We start from the raw sequence: 19610 nt of genomic DNA on the forward strand, positions 1-19610 counted from the left end.
AGTTGGCCTATCCGGTTTTTCAGCCTTTCCGGCATCTATTTTGCTACCATTTTTGCAATCATCCCGGAAACGGCATTGATGCACACGACAATCACCAGAAGCACCACTGCTGTTGCGTAAGATTGATTGGTATACAGCCCCTCATTAGTCAGCACATACATATGAACAGCCAGCGTCCGCCCGGAGCCTAAAAGACTTTCCGGAATTCCAGCCACAGTACCTGCCGTATACATCAAAGCTGCCGTCTCACCTACAATTCGTCCAACTGCCAGAATAATTCCGGCCAGAATTCCCGGAACTGCTGATGGAAGCACAATATGAAAGACTGTTCTTAACCGCCCCGCTCCCAGTCCAAAGCTGCCTTCTCTATAAGAATCCGGAACCGATTTTAACGCCTCCTCCGTTGTTCTCATAATCAACGGAAGAATCATAATTGCCAAAGTCAGCGCGCCGCCCAGGATTGTGTAGGACCACTTAAAGGTAACGGCAAACAGCAGAAATCCAAACAGACCGTACACAATCGAAGGAATTCCGGATAAGGTTTCCGCTGTAATTCGAATCAAAGCCACCAGCTTATTTCCCCGCTTTGCATATTCCACCAGATAGATAGCTGCAAAAATTCCCAAAGGACCTGCAATAATCAGAGAAAGCCCTGTCATAATAATGGTATTAATCAGCGCCGGCATCAGAGATACATTTTCACTGTTATATTCCCACGCAAACAGATCTGCCGTCAGATAAGGAACACCCTTAATCAGAATATAGGCAATCAAAAACAGCAGCGTCATCACCGTAATCAGAGCCGACAGGCTGACCAGAATCAGCAAAAGCAGGGACAAGGGACTTCTTTTATAGGACTTCAGACGCTGAGAAAAGGTCTGACGGTTAATTGCCTGAATCTCTACATTCTTTTTTTCCATAAATGCTTCCATCACGCTTCCGCCTTTCTGCTTAAAATAGAAAATGACAGGTTAATAATCAAAATAAACACAAACAATACTACAGCTGTTGCAATCAAAGCTTCCCGATGCAAATCTGTGGCATATCCCATCTCCAGCACAATATTAGCCGTCATGGTGCGGACTCCTTCAAACAATCCCTTCGGCATACGAGCCTGGTTTCCAGCCACCATAATTACTGCCATCGTCTCACCAATAGCCCGTCCTACACCCAGAATCACACCTGCAAGAATTCCTGATTTTGCAGCTGGAAGTGTAGCAAAAAATACACTTCTTTCATGGCTGGCTCCCAGAGCCAGAGCTCCTTCATAATAGCTGGAAGGAACCGCATTAATTGCTGATTCTGATACCCCGATAATCGTAGGAAGAATCATAATTCCCAGGAGAACAGAAGCTGTTGCCATACTCTTTCCGCTTCCGCCAAAAAGCTTTGACATGACCGGAACAATCACTACCATACCGAAAAATCCATAGACAACGGAAGGGATTCCTGCCAGCAGATCAATGGCCGGCTTCATAATCCGATACAGGCTGCGAGGGCAGAAGCGTGACATAAAAATAGCAGTCAGGATGCCGATGGGAACCCCCACCACAATAGCCCCTGCAGTTACATAAATACTTCCCAGAATCATGGGAAGTATTCCATAAATGTCATTTCCCGGCTTCCACTTTTCCCCCAGCAGAAAATCAAATATACCGATTTTTCCTATTGCTGGAATCCCGTTTGCAAACAGGAAAATACATATCATAGCTACAGACAGAATAGACGCGCAGGCAGATATCATAAATACCATACGCATGGATTTTTCTTTCAAATGATTCATACAAACTCCTTACTTTCCAGGGATGCTTCTCTGCTGTGTCATAGAAGGCGGCTCCTGAAGGGGCCGCCTCACGATGGTTTCAAATATGATTCTTCATGTTGTAATTACTTTACATCTGCCCAGTCAGTAACCTCGCCGGTAAAAATTGCTTTTACATTCTCGCTGGTCAGTTCCTCTACCGGACTATCATTGTTTACAATAACAGCAATTCCGTCCATGGCAATTACAGTGCCAGTAACTCCCTTCTCCAGTTCGCTGTCCTTTAACTCTCTGGATGCCATACCAATATCACACACACCCTCAATTGCGGAGGTTACACCAGTAGTAGAATCAGACTGCTGTACTTCAATAGTTACATCCGGATTCAATGCATTATAAGCCTCTTTCAGCTTTTCCATAACCGGAGTTACAGAAGAAGAACCTGCTACTACAACCTTTCCAGAAAGACCAGAAGCTTCATATGCTCCCTCATTTCCCTGGCTGATATATCCGTTGTCCTCAACAACCTTCTGTCCCTGCTCACTCATAATATATTTAATGAAATCAGCAGCAACCTCGCTTACTTCTGCCTTTGTTGCGATATTAAACGGGCGGGCAATTTTGTATGCACCAGATTTGATATTGTCAACGGTTGCCTCTGCTCCATCAATCTTTACTGCCTTTACCGTATCATTTAAAGAGCCCAGAGAAATATAACCGATTGCCTCGGTATTTCCAGAAATTGTGGTCATCATAACAGAGGTGCTGTTAGTAATTTCTGCATCCTCTGTAGTCATATCTATTTTTTCTCCTGCATCATTCTTCTCTTCGATGCCGAACAGCTCAATAAAAGCACCTCTGGTACCGGAGCCATCCTCACGAGATACCACACTGATAGGACCTTCTGCCTTTCCTTCAGTCTCTTTTGCAGTAGTCTCCTCCGCCTTCTCTGTCTGAGCGGCTGTAGTTGCTGCTTCGGTTGCTGCTGCAGTTGTCTCAGCTGCCTTATTTCCGGAACATCCAGTCAGACCTGCCATTGCCAGACCCATTGCTAAAAGTACTGCCATTGTTTTTTTCATAATTTTTCTCTCCTTTTTCTGTACGGCCTTGTCTTTTTGCCGCATATGTTTTACATTTGTGATCCTGTATCATCATGGGAAGCTGCTTTTGGGGGACTTCCCAGTGACTGCGTTTTGTTTCTTACAAGGCGTATTGTAAAATCCTTATGTAAAATCTAAAAGAAGCTGTCTGTAAAATCAATGTAAAGTTTTTTTCGCAAAAAAAAGCAAAGAAAAGCCGCTGCCGGAGATTTTACAAACAATGTAAAATCTCCGGCAGCGGCCTGTATTGCAGATATTATTTATAAATCGGATATTTTTCACAGAGCTTCGTTACCTCAGCGCGAATGTAATCAGCCTTATTCTCAAAATCCATAGCTGCCAGCCAGATACACTCAGCAATCTTCGGCATATCCTCCTCTTTCAGCCCTCTGGAAGTAATAGCTGGAGTTCCAATACGGACACCGGAGGTCACAAAGGGACTTCTGGGATCATTAGGTACTGCATTTTTATTCAGTGTAATATAAACCTCATCACATCGATTCTGCAGCTCCTTTCCGCTGACATCAAGCCCTGTCAGATCCACCAGCATCAGATGGTTATCAGTGCCGCCGGAAACCAGCTTGAAGCCCTGAGCCGTCAGCGCTTCTGCCAGAGCCGCTGCATTCTTTCTTACCTGATGCTGATATTCCTTAAATTCCGGTTTCAGAGCTTCGCCAAAGCAGACTGCCTTTGCTGCAATCACATGCTCCAGAGGTCCGCCCTGGGTTCCCGGGAAAATAGCCTTGTTAAAATTAAATTTATCTGCTGCAGCCTGATTTGCCAGAATCATGCCGCCTCTGGGCCCCCGCAGAGTCTTGTGTGTCGTAGTCGTCACTACATCTGCATAAGGAATGGGACTGGGATGCTCTCCTGCTGCCACAAGCCCTGCAATATGAGCCATATCTACCATCAGATATGCGCCAACCTTATCTGCAATCTCACGGAAACGTTTAAAATCAATCGTCCGGGCATAAGCGCTGGCTCCTGCCAGAATCATCTTCGGCTTATGCTCTACAGCAAGACGTTCTACCTCATCATAATCAATAAATCCCTGTTCATTCACGCCATAGGGAACAATATTAAAATACATGCCAGAGAAGTTTACAGGACTTCCATGAGAAAGATGGCCGCCATGATCCAGACTCATGCTCAGCACCGTATCTCCCGGCTTTAACATAGCGACAAACACTGCCATATTAGCCTGTGCTCCAGAGTGGGGCTGTACATTGGCATAGTCGCATCCAAACAGCTTTTTTGCACGGTCAATGGCAATATTCTCCACCACATCCACGCACTCACAGCCGCCGTAGTACCGCTTCCCGGAATAACCCTCTGCATATTTGTTGGTAAGCACCGTTCCCATCGCCATCATAACCGGCTCTGAAACAATGTTTTCTGATGCAATCAGCTCCAGATTTCTTCTCTGACGAGCCGCCTCTGCTTCAATCGCTTTTCCCACTTCAGGATCATAGTCTGTGATGAAATTCATTACCTCATTAACCATAGCAGTACTCCTTTTCTTCTCTAAAATAATTGGTATCCCCCGCATGGTTTTGATTATAGTACAAAAAAAAGAGACCTGTCAAGCAATTGTCTCTTTTCTTCGTGGTTTTCTGACGTTTTATTGTTGTTCACTGGCTTGCCTGTAAACAGCAGCATATTTTCTATCGAATTCTCAGCCCTTCTCCAGCTCCGCTCTCCGATGCTCCTCTAACAGCTCTCCATACTGCTTTTCATCCAGAGGAAATTTAACCCGTTCACCAGTCCAGGCAGAAAGATAAGAAGCATTGGCCAGCAAAAGTCCTCCAATGCCTTCCTCTCCCGGCGCAATTAACGGCGTTCCTTTCCGAAGATGATCGCTGAAATTCCGAAACATCGTCACATAAGCATCCTCCTCTGGCTCTAATGCCACCACTTCCTCATGGTGAGAGGGCTGTCCGAAAATCACCCTGTTTTCCCGATTAAAAGTGTCTGTATTCACATCATTTTTATCCCAGAGCACCGTTTTTCCACCTTCAACAGTCAGTTTTCCGCAGGTTCCCCAGATTTCCAGCCGATTAGAGCCTGGATGCTCACCGCTGGAGCTGATCAGAGAGCCCCGGAAGGGCGGACGTCCATCCTTTCGGCTTCCATAATAAAGCCGCAGATCTACACTGTCATCTACAGCAAAATCATTATACTTTCCAAAATCAATATCTGCATCCACTGCATCCGGCATTCCAAACAGCCACTGCCACATATCAAGATAATGCTGACACTGATTCAAAAGAAGTCCTCCGCCTTCCCCGTTCCAGCTGCTTCTCCAAGAAGCGCTGCTGTGATACCATGGGGAGCGGAACCAGTTATTACAAATCCAGACAGCTCTCGTTACATGTCCCAGAACGCCTGTATCCAGCATTTCCTTTGCCTTGCGGAATGCCGGGAAGGTTCTGCAGTGAAACATCACGGCAAATTCCGTATCTGCCCGCTTTGCAGCTGCCAGTTCTTCTGCCGCTTCTGCCGTAATCCCCAAAGGCTTCTCGCAAAAAACATGTTTTCCACAGGAAAATGCCTTTTTCCCAATTTCCACGTGGGTAGAATGCGGGGTTGCAATCACCACTGCGTCAAAATCCTCCTGATGAGAAAATGTATCTTCCACATCCTGATACAGAGCCGTTTGAGGATAAAGGGTGCGGATCTCCTGCTGACCAGGCTGGTTCCGACAGCAAATCCCCTGAAGCGTCAGCCCCGGAGCCTGTCCTTCTGCAATAATTTTTGCATATTTTTTTCCCATACCGCCAAAACCGATGATTACTGTACGAATTTCTTTCATAGCATTATCCCCCATTTCAATTTTTATGGATGCAGCTTATATTCTCGAACCACAATCTGCAGAGTTCTGTTTCCATTATACTCATTTACATCTGGATAATAAATCACATCGATGTGCTTCTGACTTCCCAGCTCCTCCATGAAGCGATCTCCCTCCGTAAACAGCATTCCTTCCATCGAATACCCCTGTTCCGTAACCAGAGACAGCTTTACTGCATTCCGGTTCCGTCCAAGAACGCGGCTGCTTCGAATCAAAAGATTTTTCTGCGCAAACTGCGGCTTCTCATTGCCCTGTCCAAAGGGCTCCAGCTGCTTCAGCTCTTCAATCAGTCCCTCGGAAATATATTCCAGAGGCATCGGTACATCAATCCAGATTTTCCGCACAAAATCCTCTGGCTTCAAATCCGCCTGTTCATTCAGTCTTCGGCGGAATTCCTCAATATCTGCTTCCCGCAGAGAAAAACCAGCTGCCATAGGATGGCCTCCGAATTTTACAAGAAGATCCTGAACTCCGCAAAGTCCCTGGTACATATGGTATGCTTCAATCGAACGGCCTGAGCCCTTTGCCATGAGAACCGTTTCTTCGCCGTCCTGTGAATCTGCCTCCTCCGCACTCCTGGTCAGAACAAAAGACGGCCTGTTCCAGGCTTCACGCACACGGCCTGCAATAATTCCAGCTAAAGACTCATGGCAGTCCGGCAGGTACACTACCAGCACCGAATCATTCTCATACTGTTCTTCAACGAGAGAAAGGGCTTCCTCTACGCCTTTCTGCGTCATGTTCTTTCGCTCCTCATTCAGCTCCTTTAGCTGAACTGCCATTTCCTGAGCCTGTGTCTCATCTTCACAGAGAAGCATTTCCAGAGCCAGCTTCGCTGTCTGAAGTCTTCCGCTGGCATTCAGACAGGGTCCAATGACAAATCCAATGTGATATGCCGTCAGCTGGGTAATATCCAGATCACAGGCTTCCACCAAGGCTCTGAGTCCTGCACTTTTCGTACAGGCAATCTGACGCAGTCCCCTTCTCACCAGAATTCTGTTCTCATCCTGAAGCGGCATCACATCGCCTACTGCAGCAATTGCCGCAAACTCCAGCATCTGCTCCCATTCTGTCTCCGGAATTCCAAAGCGCTCAAACAAAACCTGCACCAGCTTATAGGCCACAACTCCGCCGCAAATGCTTTTAAATGGATAGCTGCAGCCATCCTGCTTGGGATTCACAACCGCATCTGCACAGGGAAGCTGCTCTGAGCCATCTGCCCCGCGCACCACCTCATGATGATCCGTCACCACGACTGTCAGTCCCAATTCTTTTGCCAGAGCAATCTGATCCAAAGCCGCAATTCCATTGTCACAGGTTACAATCGTATCAATTCCGTCAGCTGCAGCCTTTCTGATAATATTCTCATTAATACCGTATCCGTCTCGGATTCGCTCCGGGATCTGATAATCCACCAGACCTCTGCACCGGGAAATTCCCCGGTACAGCAGGTAGGTGGAGCACACACCGTCAATATCATAATCGCCTACAACGCGAATCCGTTTTCCAGATTTTATTTTATCTTCCAAAATCCCGACAGCCTGATCCATCCCCTTCAGAAGATGAGGATTGTACAAATCCCGAAGCGTTCCGTGGAGATATTTTTCCACAGCCTCCTCTCCTACTATCCCTCTGTTTCTGATAATCCGCGCAGTCACAGGGCTGATGTGAAAACGCTTTGCGAGGGTCCCAAAATCTGCCCGCTTGGTCTGCAGCATCCAGCAGGATTCCTGTCTGCTGCCATTATTTTTCTTCATGTTTTTCAGTTTCCTTTTCCATCTGCGATATCTGAATTTTCAGCGCCGCCAACTCTTTTTCATAGTGTTCCTTCTGACGCAGAAGCTCTTCCTGATGCTGACTTTCCTGCACCTTCAGCTGACTTTGAAGACTGGCAAATGCATAAAGCACCGGAGCAAAATCTCCCCGGTATGCCTGCTCACACTCGGATTTCACCTCATAATTTCTGCTTCCGATTTCCTGAAACATTCTCGTCTCATCCCGGATAATATCCCGCAGACGAGCCAGCATTTCATTCATCGCTCTTGTCAAAGCTCCAATCTCATCCTCAGATTCATACTCCAGAAACGTATCCAGATTGCCGTTTCCCGCCCGCCATGCTGCATCAGCCAGCTTTTCTGACGGCTCCTTAATTGACCGAATCAAAGAAAGAATCAGACTGATAACAATGAGGGAAACAGCGCCGATTACAACCAATTTTACCCGGGACAGCCGATCATACAGCCTTCCGGCATCATCTCTTGCCTGCATGGCTGTATCCTTATTATAATCAACTGCCTCCAGAAACAGGCTGCTGGTTTCGTCAAAGCGCTGCTGTGCCTCGCCCATCATCATCTCCGTGGCCTTTTCCCGGTCATTTCCTTTACTGATTTCGACCAGTTCCTTACTGCATTCCAGATATTGCTGCCATGCCTGATATGCCCGATCCATGATCATCTGATCTGCTTCCAGAGTTGGAAGCTGCTTATACTCCTGAAACCGGCTTTCAATATCCTGTTCCAGCTCCAGCATATCCTGTTCCAGCGCTCCCATAAGCTCCAGATCCGTTGTAATCGCATGGCGGCTTTCTGTAATCCGGTAATCCGAGGTCACTGTATTCAACTCTTCTGCCGCAATCACTGCATTCATCCACACATCATTCAGCTCTGCTCCTACCTGATCAATCTGTCTTGCTGTGGCAATGGATTCCTTTCCCATAAGAAACAGCCCCAGAATACTGACAGCACCCAATATCATCAGCTTTTTGCTGATTTTTACATCTCGAATGGATTTTATTTTCATCGTCCTGGCTCCTTTTTCTATTGTAACGATTCAGGACGGCCTGATTTTTTCTGGCCGCTACATCGATTATACTCAATTTGTATTGGAGAAACAAGACATTCCCATATTAAGAGTGCATTAAGGATTTCTGCCAATCCTCTGCATCACTTCTGCTTCTTACAATTTTTCGTAATACTTAATCAGCGCCTGAGTTCCCAGATCTCCCAGTCCTTCTCCCGCCAGCTTTTCATACATTGCCAGAACATATTCCAAAACTCCCAATCTGGCATCTGCCGCCAGGGCCTCTTCATCAGCCAGCTTCATATCTTTAATAAAATGCTTGATAAAAAAGCCCGGTTCAAAATCATCTTTTAAAATTCTGGATGCCACGTTATTCATCTGTGCGCTTCCCGCAGCTCCAGTAGAAATAGATTCCAGCATCAGCTTTGGATCCAGACCTACAGCCTGGGCATAGGCCAAAGCCTCGCAGGCGCCGGAAAGTGCTCCTGCAATCGCAATCTGGTTGCACATCTTTGTATGCTGTCCATTTCCTGCCTTTCCTTCATAATTAATATTCTTTCCCATGGCCTCAAATACCGGCATGCAGGCATCAAAAGCTTCCCTGTCGCCGCCTGCCAGAATCGTCAGAGTTCCAGCTTTCGCTCCGCTGTCGCCGCCTGTTACCGGTGCATCCAGAGCATAAAGCCCCACTGCCTTTGCTTCCTCATAAATCCGCTCTGCCAGCTTGGGGCTGCTGGTTGTCATGTCAATGACATAGGCGCCTGTCGGAGCATTTTTCAAAATCCCGCCTTCTCCGAAATAAACCTCTTCTACATCCTTGGGATAACCGACAATCGTAATCACCGCATCCCTATCTGCTACACACTCTTTTACCGAATCACGCCAAGCTGCTCCCTCACAGATCACATCCTCAACCTTCGATTTTGTCCTGGTATAAATCGCCACATCAAAGCCGGCCTTCATTAAATTACGAACCATGGATTTACCCATAATACCCACACCAATAAAACCTATTTTCTTCATTCTCTAAATGCCTCCTGTTCTGAAGTTTTCATACCGGTATTGTATCACAGGACGGCGGGATGCGCCAGAACGTTCTCCTTGCCTGCCCTGCTCGGTTGCGTTATAATAGGAATCAGCTTTTCAGACCATACTAAAATCTGCTGATACCTATGAGGAGAGTGTATATGATCAACGAAACCAAAACGACATCCAAATCCTCTGATTCTGGAAACTTCCTGATTCAGGGAAGCATTCTGGCCGCAGCCGGAATCATTGTCCGGCTCATCGGACTTTTATACAAGGTGCCCATGACCCGTATTCTGGGAACCGAAGGCATTGGCTATTACAATACTGCCTATGAAATCTACAACATTGGACTGATTTTATCCTCGTACAGCCTGCCTCTGGCCATTTCCAAGCTGATCGCAGCCCGAAGAATCCGGGGACGTTACCAGGATGCCCGCCGAGTCTATCTGTGCGGCATGGCCTTCGGTGTGGCCGTGGGAACTGCCATGACTGCAATTTTGCTGTTTGGCTCCTCCTGGATTACAGAAACTATCTTCAAAAGTCCTGGCAGCGCCCTTCCCCTGGCTATCATGGCTCCTACCGTGCTTGTATTTTCTATTATGGGCATTATACGAGGATATTTTCAGGGCTTTGGCAATATGATTCCCACCTCTGTATCTCAGATTATTGAACAGGTGATTCACGCTGCAGTCAGCATTGTTGCCTCCTATTTCTTTCTCCGGTGGTTTGCAGACACTGCCTCTCCGGCTTCCTACGGCGCAGCAGGCGGAACCCTAGGAACCCTGACTGGCGCTCTGGCTGCCCTGATTTTCCTTTCTGCTCTGATGCTTCGCCATAGAAACAGACAGGCAGAGCTTTATCGCCAGCCCCAGCCTGTTTCTGTAGAATCCTGGAAGTCTGTATTCTGGGCCCTGCTCATTACGCTGACTCCTATTATCCTGAGCCAGTTTGTTTATCAGTTAAGCGGCTCCGTAGATAATTCCATGTTCGGGCAGATTATGTCTGCTAAAGGACTGACAGAAAAGGAGCGAATGTCTCTTCTTGGTGTCTACGGCGGCGAATATCGGCTTCTGACCAATGTTCCTGTAGCCATTGCCTCTTCCCTGGGAACCTCTATGATTCCCAGCATTGTAGCATCCAAAACCCAGAGGGATTTCCCGGCAGTCCAGAAAAAAATCCGGCTGACTGTAAAATTCAACATGCTGATTGCCATTCCCTGTGCCGTAGGCATGGGAGTTCTGGCCGGTCCTGTCATGCAGCTTATTTTTGGAGATCATTCAGCTCTGGCACGAGATCTGCTGACCATCGGCGCGCCAGCTGTTATTTTCTTTTCCCTGTCCACAGTCACCAACGCGGTGCTCCAGGGCATTGACCTGATGCGCAAATCAGTCACCCATTCAGCCATCTCCCTGGCTCTCCATGTCGTTCTTGTCTATGTGCTGCTGCAGCACTGTAACATGGGAGTTTACGGACTGGTAATCGGAAATGTAACCTTTGCTCTGGCTGTATGCATTCTCAACTGGCTGGCTATCGGAAAAGCCTTAAAATACCGTCAGGAGGTACGAACCACGTTCCTGCTGCCGTTGCTTTCCTCCGTTATTATGGGGGCCTTTGCTCTGGCTGTTTACCGGCTGACAACTTCCATTACAGGATACTATCAGCTGGGTATTCTGGTAAGTGTTCCCCTGGCTATGATCCTTTACGGAGTTCTGATTATTCTGACCAAATCCGTAACAGAGGAAGAGCTTCCTGATATGCCCTTTGGAATGAGAATTCTTCGTCTGTGCCGCAGGGTTCACCTGATTCGATAAAAGAAAGGGCCTGCCCCTCACTTCTGAAGGGCAGGCTCGTTTTTTCTTTATCCGTATTTTCTGTGTTCCTTTTTTACATCTTCAAAACTGCATTCCACTTCTCTTCCACCACTGGAATTCCATTTTTCAGATTATCCTTCCTCGTGGCAATTACCCGTTCTCCCGGATACAGAACCTCCCGCCCCTCTTCTGCAGGAATCGATGTTTTCAAATCTGCCACCAGATCTTTTACCATCTGCTCTGTAGCTTCTGCACCCTGAAATTTCCCAGGATCCATGGCAATCATCATCTGGGATACTCCTGCTTCTTCCTCAAAGGTTCCGATTGTCCGGACAGAATTGCCGCCAGTCATCACTGTGGCAATCAAATCCAGCAGAATAGAAATTCCGCTTCCCTTCCAGTATCCCATGGGAATCACTCTTCCTGTTTTCTCTACTGCAGCCGGATCCATCGTCAGCTGATTATTTTCATCATATCCGCCCGGTACAGGAAGCATTGCTCCCTTTATTCTCAGCTCCTCCAGCTTTCCATAAGAAAACTGCGAAACAGCGCAGTCTACTACCACATGATTTCCATTTGGCCCCGGAACGGCAAATACAATCGGATTATTGCCGATTTTTCTGTCCACCCCGCCCCAGGCCGGCATATTGGGCATCGTGTTGGACCAGCAAATGGCAATGCAGCCCTGCTCTGCCGCCTGCCAGCCATAGGTACCGCCCCGCATCCAGTGATTGTTATTTCCCAGGGCTACCATTCCGATACCATACAGCTTCGCCAGCTCACAAGCTCGGTTCATGGCCAGTTTCGCATTCAGAGGACCAAATCCCCTGTGTCCGTCCCACCGCTCCGCTGCTCCCATAGCCATCACACACTGGGCCCTTGCATGGGGATCAATCGTCCCTTTATCCAGATATTCCACCACTCTCGGAAACCGGTTTAACCCGTGGCTGTATACTCCGTCCAGACTGTTTTGTGCAAACAGTTCTGCTGCTGCCTGCGCGTCTTCCCTGGAAAAACCGCGTCCCAAAAGAACCCGGTTAAATTCCTTTACCATATCTTCATATTTTATTCTTAACATCCATATTTTCCTTTCCTTTTTTTTCATCTTATACATTATACAAATTTTCTTTCTAAGTCAAGAAAAAGCCCTTGACCGGTATACTGGTATACTCTATAATAGGAATTAGAAAGACTTCATTGACCTAAACTTTTTATATGTACAGGAGGAGCTTATCATGGAAGCTGTTTATCAATTAGGAAATTTAAGAGTTGTCGATTTAACAAAGGTTCTGGATCCGGCTACGGAAAGCCGCCGCTGCCATCTGATCCGTTACAACACAGGCGGCCCAATTCCAGATTACCACACTGCTCTGGATCTGACCAGCCACCTGGGAACCCACTGCGAATGTCCTTATCATCATTTCGAAGATGGAAAATCTGTAGGAGATCTTCCTCTGACCACCTTCATGGGCCGTGCCATTTATGTAAATATTGATTTCCTGGAACCCAACGCTCACATCAGCGCTGCTGATCTGGATCGTGCCTGCGGCGATCGCATTCAGGAAGGCGATATTGTCATTCTGGACAGCAACTGGAAATTCCCGCCCTTTACCCCTGCAACCAACAGCCCTGAGGATAAGAGACTGTTTATCAATGCAGAGTCTGCTTGGTGGTTCCGCAACCATAAGGTAAAATGTGTCGGCTTCGGTGACGGAGTTTCTATTGAAAACTGCGAAGCAGATGTAAAACCATTCCATGATATTCTGATGGAAGTAGATATTGTCTTCCTGGAGGTTTTAAAGAACCTGGAGCAGCTGTCCACAGACACCTTCTTCATGTCCTACTCTGCGCTTCCTATTATCGGAGCTGATTCCTGTCCGGTACGTGCTTACGCCATTGAAGGCTTGGCTGAGTTTTCCAGATAAACATATCGGTTCATTAGAACAGCCCTTTTCGAAAGAAGGAATACATTATGAAAATTGCTGTTATCGGCGCCGGAGCCATGGGCTCCATTTACGGCGGCCACTTATCTCTGCAGAATGAGGTCTGGCTGGTTGACACCAACCAGGAAACTGTAGAACATATTCAAAAAAACGGCCTGATTCTGCAGGAAGAGGGCCAGGACATCACCTACCATCCTTCTGCTGTTACCTCTTCAGAAGGCCTTCCCCCTATGGATCTGGTGATTTTGTTTGTCAAAGCCCTGTATTCCCGGTCAGCTCTTTCGGCCAATCGGGAGCTTATCGGCCCGGATACCTTTCTGATGACTCTTCAGAACGGCTCCGGTCATGAAGATATTCTGTCAGAATTTGTACCGGCAGATCATATTATTATTGGAACAACTGAGGACAACGGTGCTGTCCTTGCCCCCGGCTATGTGCGCCGGGGCGGAACTGGAAAAACAAATATCGGAATGCCCGCCGGAGATCCCAGCGGATTTCTTCCAAAAGTGAAAGAAACCCTGGATGCCTGCGGATTTCAGGGACAGATTCATTCCAACATCCAGCAGCTTATCTGGGACAAACTCTTTACTAACGTGTCCCTAAGTGCATTAACCGGAGTCCTTCAGGTTCCCATGGGCTTTATTGCCTCTAATGAATATGCCTGGTCCATTGCCGAAAGACTGATTCAGGAGGCTGCTGCCGTTGCCCGCGGTCTGGGACTTCAGGCTGACGAAAAAGCCATTGCAGAAAAGGTGCGCCTCACCTCCCTCAATTCCCCAGACGGCATTACCTCTATCTGCGCTGATTTAAAAGCCGGACGAAAAACAGAGGTGAATACCATCAGTGGTTCTGTAGTACGCGCCTCCCAAAAGTGCGGTGTTCCTGCCCCCACCCATCAGCTGATTGTAGAGCTGATTCACGCCATAGAAGATAGAAACAAAAAAACTGAAATAGTTCAGCCATGCGAAGCCGACAGGAAAATACACCGCTGAGCGGTTACGGAAAAGTGTGATCTCTAACAGAAAAAACACTTGTAATTTCTCCCCAATAATGCTACCATGATAGGCATTACGAACATTTTCGGGAGGAAAACCTATGGCACTGATTATACCGGAAAACTATAATCCCCACCTTTCTGTCCGCGAGACTCAGGAGGCGATCAAATACATTCGAGACACCTTTCAGAGAGAGCTTGGCAGAGAAATGCATCTGGAGCGTATTTCCGCACCTCTTTTTGTTGAAAAATCAAGCGGACTGAACGACGATTTAAACGGCGTGGAACGTCCTGTCCAGTTTGATCTTGCATCTATTCCTGGAGAAACCGTAGAAGTTGTCCATTCTCTGGCAAAATGGAAGCGTATGGCATTAAAGACCTACGGCTTCCAGCCGGGAGAAGGCCTTTATACCAATATGAACGCTATCCGCCGGGACGAGGAGCTGGACAATCTTCATTCCTGCTATGTGGATCAGTGGGACTGGGAAAAGGTGATTACCAGAGAGGAACGTACTGTGGAAACTCTTCAGGAAACCGTCCGCACGATTTTCAAGGTGATCAAGCACATGCAGCACGAGGTATGGTACAAGTACCCGGAAGCCGCAAAACGCCTTCCCAGCGACATTACCTTTGTTACAACTCAGGAACTGGAGGATCGCTGGCCTAACAAATCACCTAAGGAACGTGAGAATCTCATTACCCAGGAACACGGCTGTGTCTTCCTGATGAAAATAGGAGACAAGCTGAAAAGCGGCGAGCCCCATGACGGACGGGCGCCGGACTATGATGACTGGCAGTTAAACGGCGATATTCTGTTCTGGTTTGAGAAACTGGGCTGTGCTCTGGAAATCTCCAGCATGGGAATCCGTGTAGACGAGACCTCTCTGGCCGAGCAGTTAAAAAAGGCCGGCTGTGAGGAACGCAAAGATCTTCCCTATCACAAGATGCTCTTAAACGGCGAGCTTCCCTGTACCATTGGCGGCGGTATCGGACAGTCCCGTCTCTGCATGCTTCTTCTGGATCGCGTTCATGTTGGCGAGGTTCAGGCAAGCATCTGGCCGGAGGAGATGAGAAAAATCTGCCGCGAGCACAATATTATTTTGCTGTAGTATCCTGGAGTTCGGGATATTATACCAATATTGGGGCTGTTGCACAGTTCAAATTTGTGCGGCAGCCCCGTTTTCTTTTATCCTTTCTTTTGTTCCATTGTTTTCCTTCATTGATATTCTCTGTATCACCTTTTATTTGTGTTTCCAGAAAATCAAGGTTCCGCTGGAATCTACCTCCGGGCCTGTTTATTAGCATATGCATCTTGGAATCTTGTACAGGCTCCTGCAGTTTCCTTTCAAAATGCAAAATCTGCTTCTGATATTGTGTATAGAAAAATACCGCCAGCCTGTTATTCGGCTGACGGCAAAATCCATCATTTTTGTTATTCTCCAGGTGGCCCAGCTGTTCCAGTTTGCAGCCTTCCATCTGTTCTTTAATTTCCTTACCGGTTCTCAATCTCTCCCAGCATCTGGACTCTCCGCTCGTGACGGCCTCCTTCATATTTGTTGTCCAGCCACTCATCTACAATCATCTTTGCCATTTCCACGCCGATTACACGGGCGCCGAAGGTCAGCACATTTGTATTGTTGTGCATTCTGGAAAGTCTTGCGCTGTAAGGCTCGCTGCAGGTGCAGACACGAACCCCCTTTACCTTTCCTGCTGCAATGCCAATGCCGATGCCTGTACCGCAGATAGCAATACCATAATCTGCTTCACCTGATGCTACGGCACGGCCCACCTTTTCCCCAAACTCCGGATAGTCACAGCTTTCGGTTGAATTGGTTCCGAAATCAATAACCTCATATCCCTTGCTCTCTACATATGCCTTCATTGCTTCCTTCATCTCTACTGCACTGTGGTCATTTCCCATTGCAATTTTCATCTTCAAATCTCCTTTTCTTTCTTAATTTTACAGCCTTGCGCATCTGTTTTCCAAAATCAAATCCACAATCGTCAGAGCGGTCATGGCTTCCACAACAACAACAGCTCTGGGAACCACCACCGGATCATGACGTCCATGAATGGAGATTTCTACATTTTGGCCTGAACGATTTACCGTATTCTGCACTCTGGCAATGGACGGCGTAGGCTTAAAGGCTGCCCGCAGTACAATCTGGCTTCCATCGCTGATACCGCCTAAAATTCCGCCTGCATGATTGGTTTTCTTTCGTATCTTTCCATCCGTATCTGTATAAAATTCATCATTATTTTCAGAACCTAATGCCTTGGCTGCTTCAAAACCATCTCCTATTTCAAAGCCCTTCACTGCCCCAATGGACATCACTGCCCGAGCCAGACTGGCATCCAGCTTGTCAAATACAGGTTCTCCTATCCCCGCAGGCATCCCGTCCACCAAACATTCCACCACACCTCCGGCAGAATCATGGGCTTCCATCATTCGCTGAAGAAACTCTCCCGTCTCCTCCGCAGCCACAGCATCCGGCATATTAAGAGAATTCTTATCCCTTTCCTTTAAATCAAATCGTTGGGGATCGATTTCAAAAGGACCAATACTTTTTACATAGGCCGTTACCGTAATTCCGTAATGCTCAAGCAGCTTACATGCAACTGCTCCGGCTGCCACTCTGGCAATAGTTTCCCGTGCTGAGGCTCTGCCTCCTCCCCGATAATCCCGAAGCCCGTATTTTTGATCAAAACAGTAATCTGCATGCCCCGGACGGTATACATCCATAATAGCACTGTAATCATGAGAACGCTGATCTGTATTTTTTACCATCATGGCAATCGGCGTTCCTGTTGTTTTTCCCTCAAATACCCCAGACAAAATCTCCACCTGATCGCCTTCTTTTCTGGCAGTGGAGTACCGGCTCTGTCCCGGCTTTCTTCTGTTCAGGTATTTTTGAATATCCTCCTCACACAGAGCAAGTCCCGCGGGACAGCCATCAATGGTCACACCGATGCCTTTGCCGTGGGACTCTCCCCATGTCATAATTCGGAAGACGGTTCCATAGGTTGATCCTGCCATACTCTGTCACTCCTCCGTTGTTGACATCCTTTTAAATAAAGAAGCTCGCTCGCGAGCTTCTCCGCCTGCGGAGGGTCGCTTCTGCGACAAAATCCTCTTCCGCCACATGGCGATCCTCGCGGAGCGTTTTTTATGTCATAGGGCACAATTTCCTATGACAGAAAGAAGCTCGCTCGCGAGCTTCTCCGCCTGCGGAGGGTCGCTTCTGCGACAAAATCCTCTTCCGCCACATGGCGATCCTCGCGGAGCGTTTTTTATGTCATAGGGCACAATTTCCTATGACAGAAAGAAGCTCGCTCGCGAGCTTCTCCGCCTGCGGAGGGTCGCTTCTGCGACAAAATTCTCTTCCGACGCATGGCGATCCTCGCGGAGCGTTTTTCTGTCATAGGACACAATTTCCTATGACAGAAAAATTAGTCGCTGACCTTCACAATCACACAGCTGTTGGGCTCATTGCACTTAATTTCTGTAGAGCTCATAATCAGCAAGCCCTTCTCATAATCAATCTTAAAGAATGTAATACTATCACTTTCATGATTAATCGATGCCAAGTGTCTGTCATCCGGGAAAATTGCAATATCCTTGGGATATTCCCCGCTGATAGGTAAGCAGCACATCTCTTCAAGAAGCCCCGTCTTCTCATCACGCTTATACATCGACACCGTTTCATCTCCTGCATTGCTGCAGAACATATGCTTCTGATCCGGAGAAAAACGCAGGGAGCAGGCCGCTGTCAGCTGATTGTGCTTGGGCGCTGTGGTAGAAATCGTCTGAATCTTTTCAATCACCGGCACCCGATCTCCGCTTTCGTATGTATACACATCAATCACATTTTTCTGCTCATACATCAGATAGATAAATTTTCCGTCGTTGCTGAACCGGAAATTACGCGGCGCTGACTCCAGATCACAGCGGATCGCATCAACCTGCACCATATGTTCATCCCGCTCATTAAACCGGTAAATCTTCACCTGATCCAGACCAGAATCTGCTGCCATCACAAACTTGCCATCCGGCGTCCGTCTAAAGCAGGTAACGTGGGGACGGAAATTTCGATCTGCCACACTTCCCAGTCCCTTATGGAACACGCCGTCTACAATCTCACCTACGCCCCCGTCTCTGCGTAGCCGAAGAATCGTAGCCTTGCCATCGTGGAAACCGGAAACAAATATATACTTATCCTTCAGATCCGTAGAAAGATGACAGCCTCTCATTCCCTTAATCTTCGCACTGTTTAACCGGGACAGACTTCCGTTTTCAAGAATACGGAAGGCCACAACGCCCTCATCTGCAATGGAATACAGAGTTTTATTATCGTTTGACGCAATGACATAAGAGGAATTATCCACCTCCACCTCACAGCGCTTTATAAATTTGCCCTTTTCCACATCCACATCATACACGGTAATTCCCTTGGATTTTCCTGTATAGGAATAAGAGCCCACATAAGCCATATACTTCGCCATAGATTCTTCCTCCTGATGGTGTTTTTCCCGCAAATGACTCCCCATTTCCGGGCCTCGCCTTTCTGTGACAGAGTATACCACAGTTTTCAGAAAAAATCCATTGAGAATCTATTGACAAGCGGATATTTTTCAGTATAATGGAACTTGCTTTTTGTTTATGAATACTAAACTTTAAAGTTATTTTTACATTCATTTAATATCAGTAAACTTTTTGCTTAGTATAGTCACGAAACTCTGGAACGGACTGGAGGTACTTTTATGAATATTGACATCGGTTTAAAGCTGAAAGAGCTGCGTATCCTGAAAGGGCTGACCCAGGAGGAGCTGGCTGACCGTGCCGAGCTGTCCAAGGGATTTATCTCTCAGCTGGAACGGAACCTGACCTCCCCCTCCATTGCCACGCTGACTGACATTCTGCAGTGTCTGGGCAGTACCTTAAGCGAATTTTTCTATGAACCGCCGGAAGAACAGATTGTTTTCGGAAAATCGGATTATTTTGAAAAATATGATCCGGAGCTGAAAAACAATATCAAGTGGATTATTCCCAACGCTCAGAAAAACAGAATGGAACCCATTCTTCTGACGCTTGAGGCCGGCGGCGAAACCTATCCGGACACGCCCCACGAAGGCGAGGAATTTGGTTATGTTCTTCAAGGAACCGTAACCATCCATCTGGGCGGCAATACCTACCGGGCAAAAAAGGGAGAATCTTTCTATTATACGGCTGATAAGCAGCACAGGCTTTCCAGCAAATCCGGCGCCACGCTGATCTGGATCAGCTCCCCGCCCAACTTTTAAACCTTAACCTACTTCAGGAG

Annotated in this window: 17 protein-coding genes; 5 read left to right on the forward strand and 12 right to left on the reverse strand. The window is 47.4% G+C overall.

Features of this window, described 5'->3' with window-relative positions; genetic code table 11:
- Nucleotides 1-35 precede the first annotated feature (35 nt).
- The 8 genes from pstA to ACESON_RS05350 all read right to left on the reverse strand — a co-directional run bounded on the left by pstA (nt 36) and on the right by ACESON_RS05350 (nt 9535).
- On the reverse strand, nt 36-932 hold the full coding sequence (gene pstA / locus ACESON_RS05315; protein WP_177958886.1) for a phosphate ABC transporter permease PstA: 897 nt from the start codon (nt 930-932) through the stop codon (nt 36-38).
- Nucleotides 932-1783: a phosphate ABC transporter permease subunit PstC gene (gene pstC / locus ACESON_RS05320; RefSeq protein ID WP_177958887.1), complete on the reverse strand. Its 852-nt coding sequence runs from the start codon at nt 1781-1783 to the stop codon at nt 932-934. The genes pstA and pstC overlap by 1 nt, the downstream gene beginning before the upstream one ends.
- A 104-nt stretch (nt 1784-1887) precedes the next feature.
- Entirely contained in the window at nt 1888-2841 is a 954-nt protein-coding gene (locus ACESON_RS05325; RefSeq protein WP_177958888.1) for a substrate-binding domain-containing protein, read from the reverse strand.
- Nucleotides 2842-3118: 277 nt separating this feature from the next.
- Entirely contained in the window at nt 3119-4366 is a 1248-nt protein-coding gene (gene glyA / locus ACESON_RS05330; protein ID WP_373108769.1) for a serine hydroxymethyltransferase, read from the reverse strand.
- A 171-nt stretch (nt 4367-4537) separates the two neighbouring features.
- Nucleotides 4538-5674 carry a Gfo/Idh/MocA family protein gene (locus ACESON_RS05335; protein WP_373108770.1) on the reverse strand — a complete coding sequence of 379 codons (1137 nt, stop codon included), beginning with the start codon at nt 5672-5674 and terminating at the stop codon, nt 4538-4540.
- Between the two features lie 23 nt (nt 5675-5697).
- On the reverse strand, nt 5698-7470 hold the full coding sequence (gene recJ, locus ACESON_RS05340; RefSeq protein WP_373108771.1) for a single-stranded-DNA-specific exonuclease RecJ: 1773 nt from the start codon (nt 7468-7470) through the stop codon (nt 5698-5700).
- Nucleotides 7457-8512 (reverse strand): MCP four helix bundle domain-containing protein, encoded by a 1056-nt coding sequence (locus ACESON_RS05345; protein WP_373108772.1) that lies wholly within the window; start codon nt 8510-8512, stop codon nt 7457-7459. The genes recJ and ACESON_RS05345 overlap by 14 nt, the downstream gene beginning before the upstream one ends.
- 156 nt (nt 8513-8668) lie before the next feature.
- Complete coding sequence (locus ACESON_RS05350) at nt 8669-9535, reverse strand: NAD(P)-binding domain-containing protein (RefSeq protein ID WP_177958892.1); 867 nt, start codon at nt 9533-9535, stop codon at nt 8669-8671.
- A 164-nt stretch (nt 9536-9699) separates the two neighbouring features.
- Between ACESON_RS05350 and ACESON_RS05355 the strand changes: the two genes are divergently transcribed.
- The gene (locus ACESON_RS05355; protein ID WP_177958893.1) at nt 9700-11352 is read left to right on the forward strand and encodes an oligosaccharide flippase family protein; all 1653 of its coding nucleotides are present in this window, start codon (nt 9700-9702) and stop codon (nt 11350-11352) included.
- A gap of 73 nt (nt 11353-11425) precedes the next feature.
- Here ACESON_RS05355 and yiaK read toward each other — a convergent pair whose 3' ends face one another.
- Nucleotides 11426-12430 carry a 3-dehydro-L-gulonate 2-dehydrogenase gene (yiaK, locus tag ACESON_RS05360; RefSeq protein WP_373108773.1) on the reverse strand — a complete coding sequence of 335 codons (1005 nt, stop codon included), beginning with the start codon at nt 12428-12430 and terminating at the stop codon, nt 11426-11428.
- A 157-nt stretch (nt 12431-12587) separates the two neighbouring features.
- Between yiaK and ACESON_RS05365 the strand changes: the two genes are divergently transcribed.
- The 3 genes from ACESON_RS05365 to asnA all read left to right on the forward strand — a co-directional run bounded on the left by ACESON_RS05365 (nt 12588) and on the right by asnA (nt 15398).
- On the forward strand, nt 12588-13277 hold the full coding sequence (locus ACESON_RS05365; RefSeq protein WP_373108774.1) for a cyclase family protein: 690 nt from the start codon (nt 12588-12590) through the stop codon (nt 13275-13277).
- A gap of 47 nt (nt 13278-13324) precedes the next feature.
- Complete coding sequence (locus ACESON_RS05370) at nt 13325-14287, forward strand: 2-dehydropantoate 2-reductase (protein WP_177958896.1); 963 nt, start codon at nt 13325-13327, stop codon at nt 14285-14287.
- A 103-nt stretch (nt 14288-14390) separates the two neighbouring features.
- A complete protein-coding gene (gene asnA, locus ACESON_RS05375) occupies nt 14391-15398 on the forward strand; it encodes an aspartate--ammonia ligase (RefSeq protein WP_373108775.1) in 1008 nt (335 codons plus the stop codon).
- A gap of 383 nt (nt 15399-15781) precedes the next feature.
- Here asnA and rpiB read toward each other — a convergent pair whose 3' ends face one another.
- The 3 genes from rpiB to ACESON_RS05390 form a co-directional block, all read right to left on the reverse strand.
- Nucleotides 15782-16222, reverse strand: a complete 441-nt coding sequence (rpiB, locus tag ACESON_RS05380; protein WP_373108776.1) for a ribose 5-phosphate isomerase B — start codon at nt 16220-16222, stop codon at nt 15782-15784.
- A 27-nt stretch (nt 16223-16249) separates the two neighbouring features.
- Nucleotides 16250-17326 carry a chorismate synthase gene (aroC, locus tag ACESON_RS05385; RefSeq protein ID WP_373108777.1) on the reverse strand — a complete coding sequence of 359 codons (1077 nt, stop codon included), beginning with the start codon at nt 17324-17326 and terminating at the stop codon, nt 16250-16252.
- Between the two features lie 413 nt (nt 17327-17739).
- Nucleotides 17740-18792, reverse strand: coding sequence for a beta-propeller fold lactonase family protein (locus ACESON_RS05390; protein WP_177960075.1), 1053 nt, complete (start codon nt 18790-18792; stop codon nt 17740-17742).
- A gap of 264 nt (nt 18793-19056) precedes the next feature.
- Between ACESON_RS05390 and ACESON_RS05395 the strand changes: the two genes are divergently transcribed.
- Nucleotides 19057-19590, forward strand: coding sequence for a cupin domain-containing protein (locus ACESON_RS05395; protein ID WP_177960077.1), 534 nt, complete (start codon nt 19057-19059; stop codon nt 19588-19590).
- Nucleotides 19591-19610: the final 20 nt, after the last annotated feature.

This window comes from Lachnoclostridium sp. Marseille-P6806, from assembly GCF_964238185.1.
Lineage (GTDB): Bacteria > Bacillota > Clostridia > Lachnospirales > Lachnospiraceae > Brotaphodocola.